Raw genomic sequence first — 17,015 nt, 5'->3', positions numbered from 1 at the left:
TATACATTGGGTAATTAAAAGTACCGTTTAACGTGTAGTAACTATTGTTTTAGAGCCGTCTATGTATACCGTATGCTCTTTTTGAGATACAAGGCCGTCTTTAACTTCATTTAATATTGCATATGAGTATACGATGCCGCGGCGCAACAGTGTTTTGAGGTTGTCCTGAGCATTTGGATCTATATCCGAACACCATCTTTCACAGAATGGCAGTGTTCCAAAATTATTCTTAATCTTTTCAAGCAGTTCATCTGCTCCCTTATCCTTTGCAGGGCGGTCTCTTAAAACACGGTAAATGTTGCCAGGCTTTCCATTGGCTATTTCTCCTTCTCCATCAGTGGCAAACGGTTCAATGGCTACCAGCATCCCGCTCATAACCTTTGTTTTGTCTCCGTTGTCATAGTTTGGTACTGAAAGTCCAGCATGTAGATTGTACTGCTTCATGCTGTGTCCTGTTAAGTTTGTGACTGGTACAAAACCATTGGTTTCAATTGCTTTTTCAATTACCGCTCCTATAGCTCCTACTGATATATTGTCAGTTACTGTGTTTAGTGCCATATCTAGGGCTTCTGCGGAAGCTTCGATGAGTGCTGAATGTGTTTTTGTTCCTACTTCTACTGTTTGAGCAGTGTCTCCAATATATCCATTAACATGCGCTCCCACATCGACTTTAACGAGGTCTCCTTTATGAAATTTCAAAGTATCATTCGAGTGCGGTGTATAATGAGCTGCTTGATTATTGATACTGAGGTTTGTAGGGAATGCTGGTTTAGCACCTTTGCGTATCATATATGCTTCAACTTCTTCCGCTACATCTAGAAGGCGGACGTTCTCATCTACCATGGAAGCTCCGAGAGATCTAGCTTCCCCAGCAATTTTACCTGCTTTTAATATGCATTCAACAACATCATCATTCATTTAGAACAGCCTCTACGCGTTCTTTAGGAAGAGAACCGGGACGAATCAGTATCATTTCATCTTCAGTAAGCTGAATAATTGTAGAAGGTTGCCCTATTGGGGACTTTCCACCATCAACATATAACGAAACACTAGGACCCAGATCTTTCATGGCATCTTGACATGTTAAAGGAGAATTGTGCGAATGTACGTTTGCGGATGTTGATACTATTGGTCCAAACTCTTTTACGATGGATAATGCAACATTGCAGTCCGGGATTCTAATTCCTATCTCATCTGTAGATGCACTCAGGATATTCGGCACAACTGGTTTTTTTGGAAGTATTAATGTTAGCGGCCCAGGCATAAATTCTTTGACTAGTTTTATGGCTCTGTCGTCAACATACGCTACTTCTTCCATCATGGCAATGTCTTGAACTATTATGGACATGGCCATATCGAACGGACGCCTTTTTGCCATGAAAAGTCTCTTAACAGCGGTCTCATCAAACGGATCACATCCAAGCCCGTAAACTGTTTCAGTTGGATACACAATAAGTCTACCGGCTGAAAGCTCAGTTACTACTGAATCCATATCCTCCTTATTAATCGAAAGCTTTCCATTGTTTTTTTCGCAAACTATCGTCCGCATTAAAATCCCTCCACGTACATTAGAGCGTTAGCGATCCTAGACTTAGCATTTCCCTTTACGCATGGTCCATGACCTGGATATAAGTATGAAACATCTAGTTCAGCTAGTTTATGAACAGAATGTTTTAGGCATGAGAGATCACCTGTTGGAAAATCCCATCTGCCAACGCCTTCTGCAAATACAGTGTCTCCACTGAATAAAATTTGATTAACCCTATCAAAAAGTGATATTCCGCCAGCCGTATGTCCTGGAGTATGTATAACTTCAAGCAGGTGTTCACCAGTATCTATAGTTTCTTTGTCTTGAAGTATTGTAACATCTACTGCCGGCATCTCACAACCGAATACATCTGCTGCTGTTTCTTTTGTCAATCCGTTGCGAACTGCCGCGGCATCACGTTCATGAATAAATACAGTAGCATTGAAATGTTTCGATAATTCAGCAGCTCCCCCAGCATGATCAAAATGACAGTGAGTTAATATGATTTTTGAAATATGATCTGTAACCTTTTCTATATCATTCAAGAGCCTTGAATATCCTGACCCAGATCCAGCGTCTATAAGAATCGGTTGCATCCCTGTAACAAGAAATATATTGCTGTCGTATCCAGCACCAGGGAACATGTGGACAGTCATTTATGATTGAGAAGAATGAAGTGTTATATTTGCGTTTCGCAAATCCTGCATTAAAGTGCAGGTTTTAGGCTCATATATTTAAAAAAGATCACAACGCAGCAGACTCAATATTTGATCTAGTAGCAGGGATCAGTAAATACAAGAAATAACATCAACATATTGGGTGTCAGAGTGAGTGGTACAAATGATGATTATTCTCCTATCAGAGAAATACTATATGCCCTTCCAAGGGTTCCAAAAGAACTAGCTGTAAAATTTGCTAAAATTCCAGGCATCCACATCCGTGCGAATGATAACTGCAGAGGCTGTGGATTATGTATAAAAAGAGAGTTTTGTAAAGTTCATGCTATTAACATCATAGATGGAAAAGCTATGATCGATGATAGGCGCTGCCGGGGATGCACACGCTGCGTACAAATGTGCCCTCACGATGGACTTGAGATGTACGGCCGGACAGCCTACATCTTAGATTCAACCAAGAAGCATGTGGATCCAGTAATAAACAAAATGATGGATGATTTCGACAAACTTTAAAATCTTCTTGACCAGCCTAGGAAATCTGTAAGCTCTTTTACAGGGTCCTTGGTTGGTTTAGCATCCAGCTGTTCACGGTAACGGGAAGCTCTTGAATCCAAGATGATGGCAACACCCTTGTCAGTTTCTGTTCTAATTAGCCGTCCTATGGCCTGTTGCATTTTGCGTACTGCCGGAGCAGCTGAGATATATTCCCAGCCCGTTCCAGATCCGTATCTGGCATCATAACGTCTCTTAAGTTCATCACTTACCAAACTGGGCGGTGGATAAGGTATTCCAACGATTACCGCTATATCTAATTCTTGTCCAGGAAAATCCAGGCCTTCTGAAATTTTTCCTCCCATTACTGTAAAAAATACTCCATCTTTGTGTGTTTTGAATGATTCGATGGCATTTGCCAGTTTGTAAGAATGACCCGACTCTTCCCAGTATAATTTTCTATCAATCTCGCTTTCCAATGAATATCTCATTGATTTCAGCATTTCATATGATCTGAAGAATACCATTGTGTTTCTATCTGTAGCATTGCAGATGTCGATTATGTATTGTTCAATCCTCAGCTTCATCGAGGGGTCATCTTTCATTTCCCGTTGTCCAGCGCTTACATCCTCAGTGTATAATGTGAGCTTATTTGTCTTGGGAAATGGGGATGGAAACTCCTTTAGTACCGAAACAGGTGTAAGATCCAACAGATCAGCATATTGTTTGAGCGGTTTTAATGTACCAGACATGTGAACGGCTCCACCGGTGCCTAATAGAAATTTAGAAATTTCGCTTGGCTCCAGACAGGCGGCACACAGCATACCGCCGTTATCTGAAGAAACTGTTTTTAGATACATTGAATCAGACGATCCAATCCAAGAATTAAGGGCTGCACCTAACTTGAGGATGTATGACATCGGCTCTTTTCCTGAGTCTACCCTGTCTTCCAGGATTTTTTCTCCCCTGTCGATCATTGCAAAACATAGATTATCTAGATCTTCTCCACTGATGCCAAGTTCCTGTCTTAATTTCCCTTCTAAAAATCTTCTTCCTAGGCGTGCATCGTTGGATCTCGGAGGTATCAATTCTTTAACTGCCGTCTCAATAATATCTTTAAGCAGGATGCACAGGTCAAAAATTGAAATATTATTCTTGAGATATACATTACCAGTCTCTCTGATTTCTACCAATACAGAATCAATATCTGAAACAGATATGTGAAAACTTTCCTGATCTCTGGCAGCATCTATAAGGTTGTGTGCTTCATCTACGATTACTGTAAAGTCTCCGCCTTCTATTTTCAATCTGTCAAATAGACTATTTCTAATATCTTCCGAAAGCAGATGGATATACGGCACAGCGATGATCTCTGCCATTGGCATTATTGCTTTTCGTGCTTCATAGGGGCATGCTCCCTGTTTCTCGCAGAACTTGTCAAATTCCCCGACAGTAGGCAGATTCGCAAAACAATACTGCGTAAATGCTAGTTCTCCGATTGCAAGGAAATCTGCATAATACGGGCATCCGCCGCGTTCTTTAGCAATCGTCCTCTTTTTGCGATCTTCGCAGATTCTAGACATGACTGCAGGCGGCACATCTCCCATTTCCTCTTGTTTTTGTAAGAGGCATGATTTCATTCTGCCTGCAATTGCAATCCCTGTGACTTTATTATTCCTTGAAATAGTTCTAAGTTCTCTCATCACCTGGTCGCTTTGAGAAACGGTCCTCGTAAGGTAGATGATCTTCTTTTTTCGAGGTTTTGAATGCTCCAGCGTTCCTACCAGCGAACATATTGTCTTTCCTGTGCCAGTCCCTGATTCCATTATGATATGTTTTCCAGAGTCTAGAGTGTCTCTGATGCAGTCTACAATTTCCAATTGAAACGGTCGCGGCTCATAAGGAAATAACTCGTGGCCATGTTTCTCAATACTCTGCGACGATCTCGCTGCATTTTGAAAATGTGCCACAGGTGCTCCCGATAAGCACCTTGGACATTTCCCTGTTGCAGGGTTCAAAAGACTTCCGCATTTATCGCAGAAATTGCCACTCATGCTGGCATCAAGGCAGTCTCTATAATCAATTTAGCGGCTCAGGATTTAGTATTTAATTTTCATACACCATTTCAGACTGTTTAAACTCTTCTTTTTCATGTCTTTCAAAGTCTATACCGAGACGGTTTATTGTTGCCTGGTCTAGCATTTGTTTCGCCAGCGGCATGATCGAATCTTCTTCAAAAGACATATGCTGCAATATGAGTCCCTGAAGGGCTAAGAATTTAGGTAGCCATAATTCATCATCCAGTTTCACATTTTGGAGCTCTATTGTCAAAACTTTTGCGATTCTCTCTTGTTCTTCTGCAAGGAGTGCGAGCGGTTTTGTTTCATCATATAGCTTCATCTGAGCATGAATGGTTTCCTGTTCAGCTTTCTCATGAGCAAAAAGTCTAGACTCTATCTCTGCAAACATTTCCAAGCGCTCGTCAACATCTTCAATGCTGGTGTCTGCAACAGCCTCCATGCCGTTTCTCAGCAGATCATGATCTTCCTCAATCATCTGTTCAAGACTACGTTTCATGATCCAATCTTATTCCGCTTCGTAGTAGTATTTTTCTCGCCATGTGTGCGAAGATGTATAGCCGAATCAGAAAAAATGCTCAGGAAAGGGAGATTGATCCAACGATCCTGAGTTTGCCCCCGTCCAGATACATAACCACAGCTTTATCGCCAGGTAAGTGGACCATAGGTTTTTCAAGACTCAGTTTTATTTTTCCTCCTTCAGGGGCACTCTCAACCCTTGATGGTATAAACTGCATCCAATGACCGATATGGAGTACCATTCCTTCTTTAACCGGGCTTTTCCAGAATGGAACGAGCTCTAGTGTAGTTTCCAAATTGGATGTGCATTTGATACTGGGATCTGATGTAAGCACATCGCCTCTATCCAGATTCTCTACAGTGACATTTTTAAGAGCTAGTCCTACACGGTCACCCTTAAACGCTTCGTCATAGTCATCATCATGTTTCTGGATTGAACGTACTTGGGCCGTTTTATCCGTTGGCAGGACTTTTAGATCCTCGTGTTTTGAGACTTTCCCTGCTGCGACATATCCTAAAATAACAGTTCCTACACCCTTGACATTGAAAAAGTGATCAATGGGAATAGAACATGCGCCATCGCTCTCGCTCTGTAAAGTTCTGGCATCATTTAAGAACTGTTCTCTTAGTGCAACCATATCCTCATTTACGATAGAATATGATTCAAGGACTGTACCTTTAATGAGCGGCGATATCTGTTCAGCTGTCAGGTAATTTCTGAGGAGTATGTATCCATGAGAAATTCCAGCAGCGTGGAGCATGACTATGCATTCTCCTAATTGGGCGTTAATCTCATCAATGACAACAATTGCACTGTCTGCCATTGAGACAGCAAAGAATAAAGGAGCAAGACGCTCTGGATATTTGCTTGCTTCAATGAACGTAACTGTATCCTTTCCCTGTTTTAAATCATATAGAGTAATATCTGAAACCGTTCCTTTTTTGCCTAGTTCCCGAGCAAAGTCAGCAGGGCCGATTACAGCTACATTAAGATTAGACATATTCGATGAGTAAGCACATGAGGATATAAAATTAAGGCTCAATCATACGAAACTTTTAGAAATTTCAGCAGAATCTGCAATACGACTGCAAATTATAAGAACGTAGGGAAACATAGAATTTAGAAGATGGTTCAAGATTACTTGGATTCGGAGATACTGAAGTATCTTCAGAGGAACAGTAAGTTGACTTATGAAGAAATCGGAGAGATTGTGGATAGATCTCCTTCGACCGTACGGGACAGAATTAAAAAACTTGAGGAAAACAAAACGATAACTGGGTATTCGGTAATTGTCGATCATGAAAAGATGAGCATAAATGCAGATGCATATGTTGCAGTATCATTACCTTCGGAAGAGATTGAATCTGTGGAAGCTCTAAAAAAAGTCGAGGGTGTTTCAGAAATACTCAGGGTCACCGGCAGACGGAAAATAATGTTCAGGCTTTCTGCAACAGACAATAAGACGCTGTCAGAGATTATCGATAAAAAAATCAGACCGCTGGGTTTTTATGATATTGAAATCACAATGATACTAGAACCCGTGATAAGATACCCTGGAATCTAATGGTTACTGCTGCTTTTCTTCCATTTTTCAATCATCTGGTCATGATCGAAAGCTAAATGCGGAAGATTATCCAGGGAAAGTAGTCTGCATTTGCTGCATCGTCCCCGGAACAGAGTGTTCCACCTAGTACACGTAATGAATATGCTACAGACATTGTATGCCTTCTTGGATCCCTGTCAGGTGATGAGAATACTCCTACTAAATCAATGATTTCAGTCTCCAGGCCGGTTTCTTCAAGTATTTCGCGTACTACCGCTTCTTCTGCAGTTTCTCCATACTCCACAAAGCCTCCAGGGAGTGCATAACATCCTTTGAATGGTTCTTTCTTACGTTGGATGAGTACGATCTTTCCAAAAGCTGTGATTATTCCATCCACAGTCGGTGTAGGGTTCCTATAGGCTGCAGAAAAAAAGTCTTTGAAATATTGTGATTTTTCCAAATACTCGTTAAGTATCTCATTTCCTTCAAAATTCAAAGAAGAGCCGTCTGGAGTAGTATATTGGGGAAGGTCGTCTACTTTTGAACTAATCCCATTTCTTAAATCCAGCAGACGTTCTGCCTCTTCTGCACTCAGGATTATTTGATTACCTTTTTTTAACCTGATTACTGGTTCAGGAGTGTACATGCAAACGTATGTTTATGGCGGATCAGTCTTATAAAAGATCATTCCACACGCTTAACTTTAATAATACCATACCATATTGAATGGCATGACCGATTGGAAAAGGAAGATACCAACCATTATGACTTCACAAGAATTGCTGGACAAAGCTTATGCCAGAGCGTCTAAAATTACAGTAAATGGTGCCGTACCTTTCGATACTGTCAAAAAAACCAATATCGCTAAAATAACGGCGATTGGCGACATGACAATCGTCACACTGCTCAAATATGTAAGAGGCTTTCCAAAGATGGAGAAAGAAGAGGACTTCTTTTCTCAATTGGTTGATGTAATTATCGGTCAGGACAAGCTCAAGATTTCTCTGTCCAATGTTTCTTGGTGTGCTGAAAAATGTTCAGAACTGCAAAGAAAATATTTGCTTAAGGTAAGAAGAGCGCCAAACATAGACAGCGTTGCGAAATCAACTAAAGAATTCTACGGCCGTTTCTCATCAGTCGTAAAAAGAATCAATGAAGATTTGGTATTTCTTCAAAAAGCAAGAGACTCTCTAAAAGTTCTTCCTACTGTAGATCCAGATCTTGAGACAATCGTAATTGCAGGATATCCAAATGTAGGTAAAAGTAAGCTTGTAGAGAAAATTTCAACAGCTAATCCTACAGTTGCATCATATCCGTTTACAACAAAAGGTATAATCATCGGTCATCTGACTAAAGGATGGCGCACATATCAGATTATTGATACACCCGGTCTGTTAGACAGAGAACTGGAGGAGAGAAACAGCATAGAACTCCAAGCTATATTGGCATTGAAATATCTGGCAGATGTGATTGTATTCGTAATAGATCCATCTGAAAGCTGCGGATACTCTACTGAAAAACAAATAGCGCTCCTTAATTCTGTGAAAAATAATTTTAATGGAATTCCAATGATTGAAGTGGAAAACAAATGTGATCTCCAAGGAAACTTCACTGATCGCAGAAAAATTTCTGGTGAGACCGGTGAAGGGGTGGATGAGATGGTTGATGAAATAGAAAAGCTCTTTAAAGCGAAACGTCTTGAAAATATGGACAAACTGCCGGAGTGAATTAAGTCATGCCAGATGTCGCGTGCAGCCAGCACATGAAAGAGTACTTTAAGAATTTGGCAGATGGTGCGGAATACTGTTATCAAATCGCAAATGAAGCTAGAAGCAAGGGTTTGGATCCAGAATTGTCTGTAGAGATTCCTAGGGCAGAAGATCTGGCTTCCCGTGTAGAAAAACTTCTAGCTGATTGGCATGTTGAAGGTGTAGCCGAACGCATCAGGGAATTATCAAAAGATCATAACAGAGAAGAAGTCTCTCTTTTGATTGCAAAAGAGATGGCATCTAAAGAAGCCAAAACCAGGGAAGAAAGAGTTGATAGGGCAGTAAGGGTCGGTCTTGCTGTATTGACGGAAGGAATCCTTGTGGCGCCTCTTGAAGGAATTGCCGGAGCAAAAATCGGTAAAAATAGTGATGGCAGTGAGTATCTTTCATTATCATTTGCTGGGCCTATACGTGCTGCAGGCGGAACTGGTCAGGCATTAAGTGTTCTCATCGGAGATGTCGTTAGAAGAGAGCTGGGTCTTGGAAAATATATACCCACTGACTCTGAAGTTCAGCGCTTTAAAGAAGAAATCCCGCTTTACAGGCAGTGTCAGCATCTTCAGTACTGCCCAGGCAATGAAGAGATCGAGATTATTACAAGTTCCTGCCCCGTATGTGTTGATGGTGAAGGCACGGAGAAAATGGAAATCTCAGGATTTAGAGATCTTCCTCGCATTGAAACAAACCAAGTCAGAGGCGGAGCATGCCTGGTTATTGCTGAAGGAATGTGTCTCAAAGCCCCTAAAATCCAGAAACACGTTAAAAAATTAGGAATTGATGGATGGGAATTCATTGATGAATATCTAAAATGGAAACAGCATCATGAAGCAGAGGTATCGGGTGGAAAAGAAACCAAAGGTATCGTTCCCGACTCGAAATTTCTGAAGGACATGGTTGCCGGAAGGCCAGTTATTGGCCACCCGTCAAAAGCAGGCGGACTGCGGTTAAGGTACGGCCGAGGCAGGACCACTGGTTTAGCGGCGTTAGCAATTCATCCTGGAACCATGTTCGTTCTTGATGATTTCTTGGCAATAGGAACCCAGATCAAAATTGAAAGACCTGGTAAAGCTGGAGCTGTAACTCCCTGCGATCAGATAGAAGGTCCCATTTTACTCATGAAGAATGGAGATCTTATACAACCCAAGGAAGCAGAAGAAGTCAGAGCAATCAGAAAAGACATTGAGGAAATAGTCGATCTTGGAGAAGTACTCCTGCCGTATGGGGAATTCATGGAAAATAATCACGTACTGGCTCCGGGTGCCTATTCCTTGGAGTGGTACAAAGTAGAATTGGAGTCCAAATGTGAAAAACTTCCAGATGACTGGAAAGATCCCACTTATGAACGCGCGAAAGAAATTTCAAAAACATATGGGGTTCCGTTGCATCCAAAATTCAATCTTTTTTGGTATGATGAAACAGTAGATGGGCTAAATGTACTCAGATCTGAAATAATTAAACATGGGAATTTTGCTGAAGGTAAGCTGATACTTCCAAGAGATGATTTTCCTAAAAGAACGCTTGAGACATTAGGTGCATTACACACTATACAGGACGGCAAAATCGTCATTGATTTTTACTCCATTCCTCTGCTTGAAGGTTTAGGACTTGGAGTTGATGGTGGGAAAATTATTGAAAAGGTTCCCTTAATTGATATTGGTGAAGATGAGGAAAAAGCATTTTCTTCAGCTACTCTTCGCTCAGTTTCAAACGTCCTTGGAATAGAGGTTCGGGCCCGGGCTGTAACTCGGATAGGTGCCAGGATGGGAAGGCCTGAGAAAGCCAAAGAGAGAGAAATGAAACCTCCGCCGCATGCTCTTTTCCCACTTGGTCAAAATGGTGGAATGCAGCGTCTTGTTTCAGTAGCTGTCAGGAGCAGGGTTATAGAAGTGGACATAGGTGTCAGGCAGTGCACTAATTGTGGAAAAACCGGATACTTTTGCGGTTGCCCTGATTGCGGTGGTCATACTATACCAATAAGCGAACCTACGACTCAAAAGGTAGAACTTTCAAAGATACTTTCAGATGCGTTGAGTAAATTAGGTATCTATCCAGCACCAGAAATTAAAGGAGTGCAGGGGATGATGTCTAAAAACAAAACTCCCGAAGCGTTAGAAAAAGGGGTATTAAGGGCATCAAATGGTCTCTTTGTTTTCAAAGACGGAACGATCAGATATGATATGACTGATGTTCCAGTCACTCATTTCAGGCCCAATGAAATTGGTTTAAGTGTAGAAAAGGCCAGAGAAATTGGGTACGTGACTGATACATTTGGAAATGAATTGGTCAGCGGAGATCAGGTTTGTGAACTCAGAGTTCAGGATATCATCCCGTCAGTTGGATGCGGAGATTATCTCGTTAAAGTTTCAAAATTTATTGACGATCTGCTGGAAAAGCAATATGGAATGGAACGATTCTATAATGCAAAGACGAAAGAGGATCTCATTGGGCAGTTGACAATAGGACTCGCCCCTCATACTTCTGGTGGAATTCTCTGCAGGCTTATTGGTTACACGAAATCAAATGTGGGCTACGGGCATCCATTCTTTCATGCTTCAAAAAGACGTAATGCAGACGGCGATGAAGATTCAGTAATCCTGCTTCTTGACGGTCTTATCAATTTCTCACGATCATTCCTCCCTGATAGACGAGGTGGTCTGATGGATGCACCACTCGTTCTTACTACAAGACTAGATCCAAATGAGATCGATAAAGAAGCTCATAATATCGATGTATTATGGGAATATCCGCTTGAATTCTATAACGCAACACTTGAGTACAAGCATCCTAAAGATATTGAAAAAATAATGGATACTGTAGCTACCAGAATAGGATCTTCTTTGCAGTATGAGGGTTTTGGATTTACGCATGACACTTCCAACATTTCTGCCGGGCCTGCCGAATCCGCATATAAAACATTAGAAACAATGATTGATAAAATGAACGCTCAGCTTGAGATAGCTCGCAAGGTAAGAGCTGTAGACTCTCAGGATGTGGCATATCGGGTAATCACAAAACACTTTTTACCAGATATGATTGGAAATCTCAAGAGTTTTTCTTCACAGACTCTGAGATGTACTAAATGCAATACCAAATATCGGAGAGTACCGTTAATAGGGCGCTGTTATTGCGGAAACACCCTAACACTGACTGTTCATGAAAAGAGTGTTAAAAAGTATCTTGAGATTGCCAAGGAAATCAGTGAAAAATTCGATCTTGATGCATATACTCAGCAACGTATTGCAATTGTAGAAGAATCCATGAATTCACTATTTCAATCAGATAAAATTAAGAAGTGTAAGCTCACGGACTTTATGTAATTGTTTAATTAATCGATTTAGACGAGATCCGCGATACTATGAATCTGATTGAGCTTATCTTCATTGCAATAGGATTGTCCATGGATGCCTTTGCCATCGCTATCTGCAAAGGAATCTCCATTGGAAAGGCTACGATAAAAGATGCAGCAGTAGTCGGATTATTTTTTGGTGGATTTCAAGCAATCATGCCCATAATCGGGTACTATGTTGGTGAGGGTTTTCATGGTTTAGTTGAATCATTTAGCTATCTGATTGCAGCTGCTTTGCTAATTATCCTGGGACTTAAAATGATAAAGGATTCCAGGGGTGAAAAAGATACCACAAAGGGTTTAGATTTCAAAAATTTATTAGTTCTTTCAGTTGCTACCAGCATTGACTCATTAGCAGTAGGAATAAGTTTCTCACTCACAAATGTTGCATTATTTCCAGCAGTAGTCATAATCGGACTAGTTACATTCATAATCTCATTTATTGGGGTAAAATCTGGTAGTTTCTTTGGAATGAAATTTCAATCAGGGGCCGAAATATTTGGAGGTATCATCCTTATCCTGATTGGTTTAAAGGTGCTTCTCGAAGGTCTTGGGACTATTTGAGGTCTATTTAGTTCCTAATTAGGTTATCTCGTATCTACTCTATAGGTACAAATAAGGTACCAATTTGGTATTAAATAGTACTTAAGAAATGAGGCCATTAATCTTTAGATTTTTTGGATATTACTTCATCTGCTATATCTTCTAACATCAATAATCTATGAGAATTTATTACAAGTGGATTTTGAGTAATTATGACAGAATAGCCATTCTCCAATGCAAGCTTCTTTACATATTCTATTGTTGATTTAATCTTACTAAAACTCATCCATTTTTCCATTATTTCAATTCCGTTGATAACGATTATTCCATCTGATCCATCTTCAATAAATTTTTGAATAGTATGCATCAACGCATCAACATTCATCGGGGAAATGCAATTTGATTCAGGTCTGGGAGATAACGATCTTAGATCTATCAGATTATTGTCTTTATCAAACTGTTCTTTAAGAACTCCGATTGGCATTTTGGATATGTATAAAATTCTTCTTCCATTTTTAAGTTCATTTCTTATCAAGTGATTAGTGTTATATGCTTTTTCCTCTTCAAACAAATATACTTGTCTATCGCATGTTATGATCATATCAATCGAATTTGATAAAGGAAATAATTATAATTAAATTTTGTAGCAATCTTCGTGTATTGTAATCTCTATTTAAATTTTAGAGATGGAAAAATAAAATCACGATTTAATTATGATAGCCAGTAGTTTTTATGATTATTTTATGAGAATATACCTTTATGACAAAATATATCTACTCCTTAATTCGAGATAGATAAATCATGACGGTCGTGTCCGTATTAGAAATAGAGTTAGCTCTAAAGAACACTCTTGGAAAAAAGGGCATGGAATGTGATGACATACAAAAGCTAGCTGAATATGTAGCTGGCTTTTTTGGATATGCAGGAGCGGTTATCGACAATCGCTTAGCGTCTGAAGATCGGGATATCTTCTACATGCTGGAAGAAGAAGGACTTCTGACAACTATGGAAGAAGAAGTCCATCTGAAGAAAGGAAAAATGTGGAGGATTCATTATTGGATGCTGAAAACTGATCAAGTATCCAGACTGGCGCAAATGGACTCAGGCAGCTCCGAAGAGGAAGAGCTCTTAAAGATCTATGAAGCACTTCCTTCAGATGCATGGGGAAGAGATTAGATTAGATTAGATTAGATGATCGATCATACTTGAATGAGCAATCATTACAGCAGATACATATGAATGGTGTATACAATAACAAGATAAACCACTGATACTTGAATTACTCACACATAATTGCACAATCAATCATTAGTTTGATTAACAATCCTATCAAAAGGTAACAATAATCCCCATCTGCATAAACCATCCAAACGCTATCGAAAAATATGTAATTACATGACCAAGCATAATAAAAGCAGAGCATGCACTTCATTAAGGAGTATAATATGGCATATGCGCTTTTATTATGCTAGTCATTTTTGTTGTCATCCTGCTGTCTAAAGTTTAAATTACGCCGTGTAAAGACATTCCTTAAGTATTTATTAAAAAATACAAAAGTTTTTAATAAGTAATCTGTATTTCTCAATTTAGGATAACGATGAGTGATACCTTGGTGGAGCTAGTACTTTATTTACTGGCAATAATCGTAGTCTCTTTAATTGGCGGGGCTCTTCCGTATATGCGTAGGTGGGGCTCTTCAAATCTTCATTACTTTGTTGCCATAAGTGCTGGTGTGTTTATCGGTGCAAGTTTTTTGATTTTGATTCCAGAAGCAATCAACACACTCATCGAAGAAGGCGGAGACGTACACGATGCCGTATCTCATGCTCTGATGTGGGTAATGATTGGATTTATACTCCTATTAATGATTGAAATCATAATCAAAGAGCGTCATGAAAAAAAGTGTCGCAACCATACGAATGAGCATAAACATAAACTTACATCGCTAGCTGCTTTCACTGGTCTAGGCATTCACTCAGCAGTAGACGGCTTAGCCCTTGGAGCAGCCATAGTCGCCTCTGAATCAAATTCTGAATTGGGAACCGTGGTTTTACTTGCAATCTTAGCTCATAAGGCAATAGACTTATTCTCGTTATCAACCACTTTTTGTCTGGCAGATGTTCCCAGAAAACAAGGTTTGATCAATATTGGACTTTTTACGCTGATTACACCAATCGCCGCAATAATCTCATTCTTCGCTGTTGATTTAATTGACTCAGCTCCGATTGGGGTTTTGATGGCTCTGGCCGGCGGAACATTTACTTTCGTAGGTATGTATGATCTGCTTCCTGAAGCATTCCATGAGAAACGCAATAATTACAAAGCCTATGCATTGGTAGTTATTGGCATACTTCTGATACTCATTTTGAATATGCTTACAGGAGGAGCTCATACACATTGATTGATTACACTTTAGACTCTGTTAAAGCACCGCTAAGCTCTTCAATTGTTGAATTAAGCTTCACCACATCGGAAATTACGCCGACATACCTCACAGGAAGAGCAGTTTTAGTGCTTCTCAGCATCTTCTTTTTCAAATCTAACATCTCTGCGGTATTCTTATCCATCTCAACGATGAGGTGTTCTACATTCCAATTTGATGTGTTTATCCACACCCCAGTCATTTTCCCAAGAATCTTCCCATCCGATGATACGACATCTTTACTGTCTGTCTCACCAATCTCGAGAGGTCTTGTTTCTACGAGAGTTTCAGACTTAAACATATTCTTACCTAGTTATAACTTGTAATGCATGGTAATTAAAGCTTAGACTCCTTTTTTCATAACTCTCTTAAGAATTTCGCGGTCTTCTTTGTTTAATCCGCCTAATATCAGAAATACTCCAAAGTAGGAAATGACTCCTACAAGCAGCGATATAATCAGAGACATGTGCGGCAGTATCAAAAGCACTATACCCATGATCATAGCGGAGATTATTGGTTTTACGAGTATGTCTCTAACATCTACTGAAAATATTTTCTTTGCCATAAACCTCTCTCCAGACACAACTATCGCCACATATGATATTGTGAATGCCGCCGCTGCACCGATCGCACCAAAAAATGGAACTAGTGCGCAGCATAGGATGGCATTTACACCCGCTCCAATAGCTGCCGATAGAGTATTGTAGTGCACCAGTCCCGCAGATGCCAAAACTCCGCCCAGGCCCGTTCCAAAATAGCTGATTGCTATCACAGGCGCTAAAACTTCAAAGACCTGATATGAGTCTATGAATTCTGGAGAGTATATTAAAGAGATTATATCCTTTGCTAAAATTACCCCTCCAACAGAAAGAGGAATACCTAGCGCAAACATGTATTTCATTACCTTCTGCTGTGTAAGTCTTGTCAGATCTGAAGAAGTACGATACAACCTGGATATCGCCGGCATAAGCGCGGTCATCAGAACTGTAGGAATTGTGATCAACGCTACAATGACGTTGAATGACAAATTATACAGGGCGGTGTCATGAGCTGCATATACTGATCCGCCCCCAGTCCATAAAACCACATTCCATATTATCACTGCATTCAATGAATACATGGACGTGTTCAAAACTCCCGCGGCTGCGTATGGGAGTGCTGTTTTTAATTGTCTCATTGACTGTTTGACATCTGGTTTTTTATTTGCTTTTACAATGTATTTTGAAGTTACAGCCCAGCTGAGAAATACATTTAGAATGGATCCGAGCAATACGATGATAATTACAAACTCCAATCTGTAGCCGAGGAATAGTGCTGCAATTGCTACCGAGGTAGTAAAACAGCGTTCTACCAGTGTGGTATACATTATGTAATGCATTTGTTCAAATGCAGACAACATTGCTGTAAATGATTGAGAAATCCAATTGAATGCAGTACTCAATGCGATTATTAAAATTGCCAGATTTGTTTCATATCCCAGATTGGATACTGCAATGACTACGAACGTCACACCCATTCCTATTGTGCCGAGAATAATTCTTAGAAAAATTGTATTTGTTAAATACTGAGGGGCAATCTCTCGATTAGGAGCTACGTCAATAACTGTTTGAAAGTTAAGTCCAAAATCTGAGATTATAAAAATGAGAGACGCTAATGAAAACGCGTAAGAATATATTCCATAGCTGTTTCCCAAGTATAACTGCAGGAACACGGATAGTATGAATGTAGATAACTGACTAGCGAGTTGTACAGAACCCATCGCTATAGTATTCTTTGCCACATTCCTCGCTAAGCCCATGATCCCCAATCCGTTTTGTAAGACTTTGGAGTGTCAAGTATTTAAATTGCGCAGAATGATGAAAAAGATTCGATCAGTGTTTGAATAGAATGGTTAACACTAATATGACTATAAATGAGATTACAGTGTATGTAATGTTTTCAGTAACGAACCAGACAAGTACAGCAGCTATTGATGGAGGTATCAGAGAATAAACTGATTTAATCAGAGCAGCTACTACAATCACAATTGCAACTGCAACTATTATTTCAGTCAATCCAATCTCTATCATAACACACCTTCTGGGTGGCCAATGCTTT

The 17,015-nt window shown here is 40.0% G+C and carries 18 protein-coding genes; 7 read left to right on the top strand and 11 right to left on the bottom strand.

What is annotated here, in order from left to right; translation table 11 throughout:
• Nucleotides 1–27: 27 nt before the first annotated feature.
• The 3 genes from map to H729_RS06705 are packed head-to-tail and all read right to left on the bottom strand — an operon-like array spanning nt 28 to nt 2,184.
• Entirely contained in the window at nt 28–918 is an 891-nt protein-coding gene (gene map / locus H729_RS06715; protein WP_020449255.1) for a type II methionyl aminopeptidase, read from the bottom strand.
• On the bottom strand, nt 911–1,549 hold the full coding sequence (locus H729_RS06710) for an L-threonylcarbamoyladenylate synthase (protein WP_020449254.1): 639 nt from the start codon (nt 1,547–1,549) through the stop codon (nt 911–913). Before H729_RS06710 ends, map begins: the two co-directional genes overlap by 8 nt.
• On the bottom strand, nt 1,549–2,184 hold the full coding sequence (locus H729_RS06705; protein WP_052312427.1) for an MBL fold metallo-hydrolase: 636 nt from the start codon (nt 2,182–2,184) through the stop codon (nt 1,549–1,551). The genes H729_RS06710 and H729_RS06705 overlap by 1 nt, the downstream gene beginning before the upstream one ends.
• Nucleotides 2,185–2,355: 171 nt before the next feature.
• Here H729_RS06705 and H729_RS06700 point away from each other — a divergent pair, with 171 nt between their 5' ends.
• Complete coding sequence (locus H729_RS06700) at nt 2,356–2,718, top strand: indolepyruvate ferredoxin oxidoreductase subunit alpha (protein ID WP_020449252.1); 363 nt, start codon at nt 2,356–2,358, stop codon at nt 2,716–2,718.
• On the opposite strand, the gene H729_RS06695 is transcribed toward H729_RS06700, so the two are convergent.
• The 3 genes from H729_RS06695 to H729_RS06685 form a co-directional block, all read right to left on the bottom strand.
• Nucleotides 2,715–4,751 (bottom strand): ATP-dependent DNA helicase, encoded by a 2,037-nt coding sequence (locus H729_RS06695; protein WP_081633129.1) that lies wholly within the window; start codon nt 4,749–4,751, stop codon nt 2,715–2,717. The two genes, H729_RS06700 and H729_RS06695, sit on opposite strands and share 4 nt — an antisense overlap.
• 52 nt (nt 4,752–4,803) lie before the next feature.
• Complete coding sequence (locus H729_RS06690) at nt 4,804–5,274, bottom strand: hemerythrin domain-containing protein (RefSeq protein ID WP_020449250.1); 471 nt, start codon at nt 5,272–5,274, stop codon at nt 4,804–4,806.
• 79 nt (nt 5,275–5,353) lie between these two features.
• Nucleotides 5,354–6,295 (bottom strand): EF-Tu/IF-2/RF-3 family GTPase, encoded by a 942-nt coding sequence (locus tag H729_RS06685; RefSeq protein ID WP_020449249.1) that lies wholly within the window; start codon nt 6,293–6,295, stop codon nt 5,354–5,356.
• Nucleotides 6,296–6,421: 126 nt separating this feature from the next.
• Here H729_RS06685 and H729_RS06680 point away from each other — a divergent pair, with 126 nt between their 5' ends.
• Nucleotides 6,422–6,859 (top strand): Lrp/AsnC family transcriptional regulator, encoded by a 438-nt coding sequence (locus H729_RS06680; RefSeq protein WP_048134018.1) that lies wholly within the window; start codon nt 6,422–6,424, stop codon nt 6,857–6,859.
• Nucleotides 6,860–6,911: 52 nt separating this feature from the next.
• Here the strand turns inward: H729_RS06680 and H729_RS10255 are convergent, their stop codons facing one another.
• A complete protein-coding gene (locus H729_RS10255) occupies nt 6,912–7,484 on the bottom strand; it encodes an NUDIX domain-containing protein (protein WP_020449247.1) in 573 nt (190 codons plus the stop codon).
• An 85-nt stretch (nt 7,485–7,569) separates the two neighbouring features.
• Between H729_RS10255 and H729_RS06670 the strand changes: the two genes are divergently transcribed.
• Genes H729_RS06670 through H729_RS06660 form a run of 3 tightly spaced genes read left to right on the top strand, consistent with a single transcriptional unit; the run spans nt 7,570 to nt 12,517 of the window.
• Nucleotides 7,570–8,565: an NOG1 family protein gene (locus H729_RS06670; protein ID WP_048134016.1), complete on the top strand. Its 996-nt coding sequence runs from the start codon at nt 7,570–7,572 to the stop codon at nt 8,563–8,565.
• An 8-nt stretch (nt 8,566–8,573) separates the two neighbouring features.
• Nucleotides 8,574–11,924: a DNA polymerase II large subunit gene (locus tag H729_RS06665; RefSeq protein ID WP_020449245.1), complete on the top strand. Its 3,351-nt coding sequence runs from the start codon at nt 8,574–8,576 to the stop codon at nt 11,922–11,924.
• Nucleotides 11,925–11,962: 38 nt separating this feature from the next.
• On the top strand, nt 11,963–12,517 hold the full coding sequence (locus tag H729_RS06660; protein ID WP_020449244.1) for a manganese efflux pump MntP: 555 nt from the start codon (nt 11,963–11,965) through the stop codon (nt 12,515–12,517).
• 97 nt (nt 12,518–12,614) lie between these two features.
• Here the strand turns inward: H729_RS06660 and H729_RS06655 are convergent, their stop codons facing one another.
• Nucleotides 12,615–13,097, bottom strand: coding sequence for a DUF835 domain-containing protein (locus H729_RS06655; protein WP_020449243.1), 483 nt, complete (start codon nt 13,095–13,097; stop codon nt 12,615–12,617).
• A gap of 200 nt (nt 13,098–13,297) precedes the next feature.
• On the opposite strand from H729_RS06655, the gene H729_RS06650 reads away from it, so the two are divergent.
• Both H729_RS06650 and H729_RS06645 read left to right on the top strand, forming a co-directional pair.
• Nucleotides 13,298–13,672, top strand: a complete 375-nt coding sequence (locus H729_RS06650) for a DUF6015 family protein (protein ID WP_020449242.1) — start codon at nt 13,298–13,300, stop codon at nt 13,670–13,672.
• Between the two features lie 421 nt (nt 13,673–14,093).
• Nucleotides 14,094–14,897, top strand: a complete 804-nt coding sequence (locus H729_RS06645) for a ZIP family metal transporter (protein ID WP_020449241.1) — start codon at nt 14,094–14,096, stop codon at nt 14,895–14,897.
• A gap of 4 nt (nt 14,898–14,901) precedes the next feature.
• Here H729_RS06645 and H729_RS06640 read toward each other — a convergent pair whose 3' ends face one another.
• From H729_RS06640 to H729_RS06630, 3 genes are all read right to left on the bottom strand, one after another.
• A complete protein-coding gene (locus H729_RS06640; protein WP_020449240.1) occupies nt 14,902–15,219 on the bottom strand; it encodes a YlmC/YmxH family sporulation protein in 318 nt (105 codons plus the stop codon).
• Nucleotides 15,220–15,261: 42 nt separating this feature from the next.
• Nucleotides 15,262–16,716: a flippase gene (locus tag H729_RS06635; protein ID WP_081633127.1), complete on the bottom strand. Its 1,455-nt coding sequence runs from the start codon at nt 16,714–16,716 to the stop codon at nt 15,262–15,264.
• 73 nt (nt 16,717–16,789) lie between these two features.
• Nucleotides 16,790–16,987 carry a hypothetical protein gene (locus H729_RS06630; RefSeq protein WP_020449238.1) on the bottom strand — a complete coding sequence of 66 codons (198 nt, stop codon included), beginning with the start codon at nt 16,985–16,987 and terminating at the stop codon, nt 16,790–16,792.
• Nucleotides 16,988–17,015: the final 28 nt, after the last annotated feature.

Source organism: Candidatus Methanomassiliicoccus intestinalis Issoire-Mx1 (genome assembly GCF_000404225.1).
GTDB lineage: Archaea > Thermoplasmatota > Thermoplasmata > Methanomassiliicoccales > Methanomassiliicoccaceae > Methanomassiliicoccus_A > Methanomassiliicoccus_A intestinalis.
Note: the sequence above shows the minus strand (reverse complement) of the source record. Positions and strands in the feature narration are given on the sequence as shown.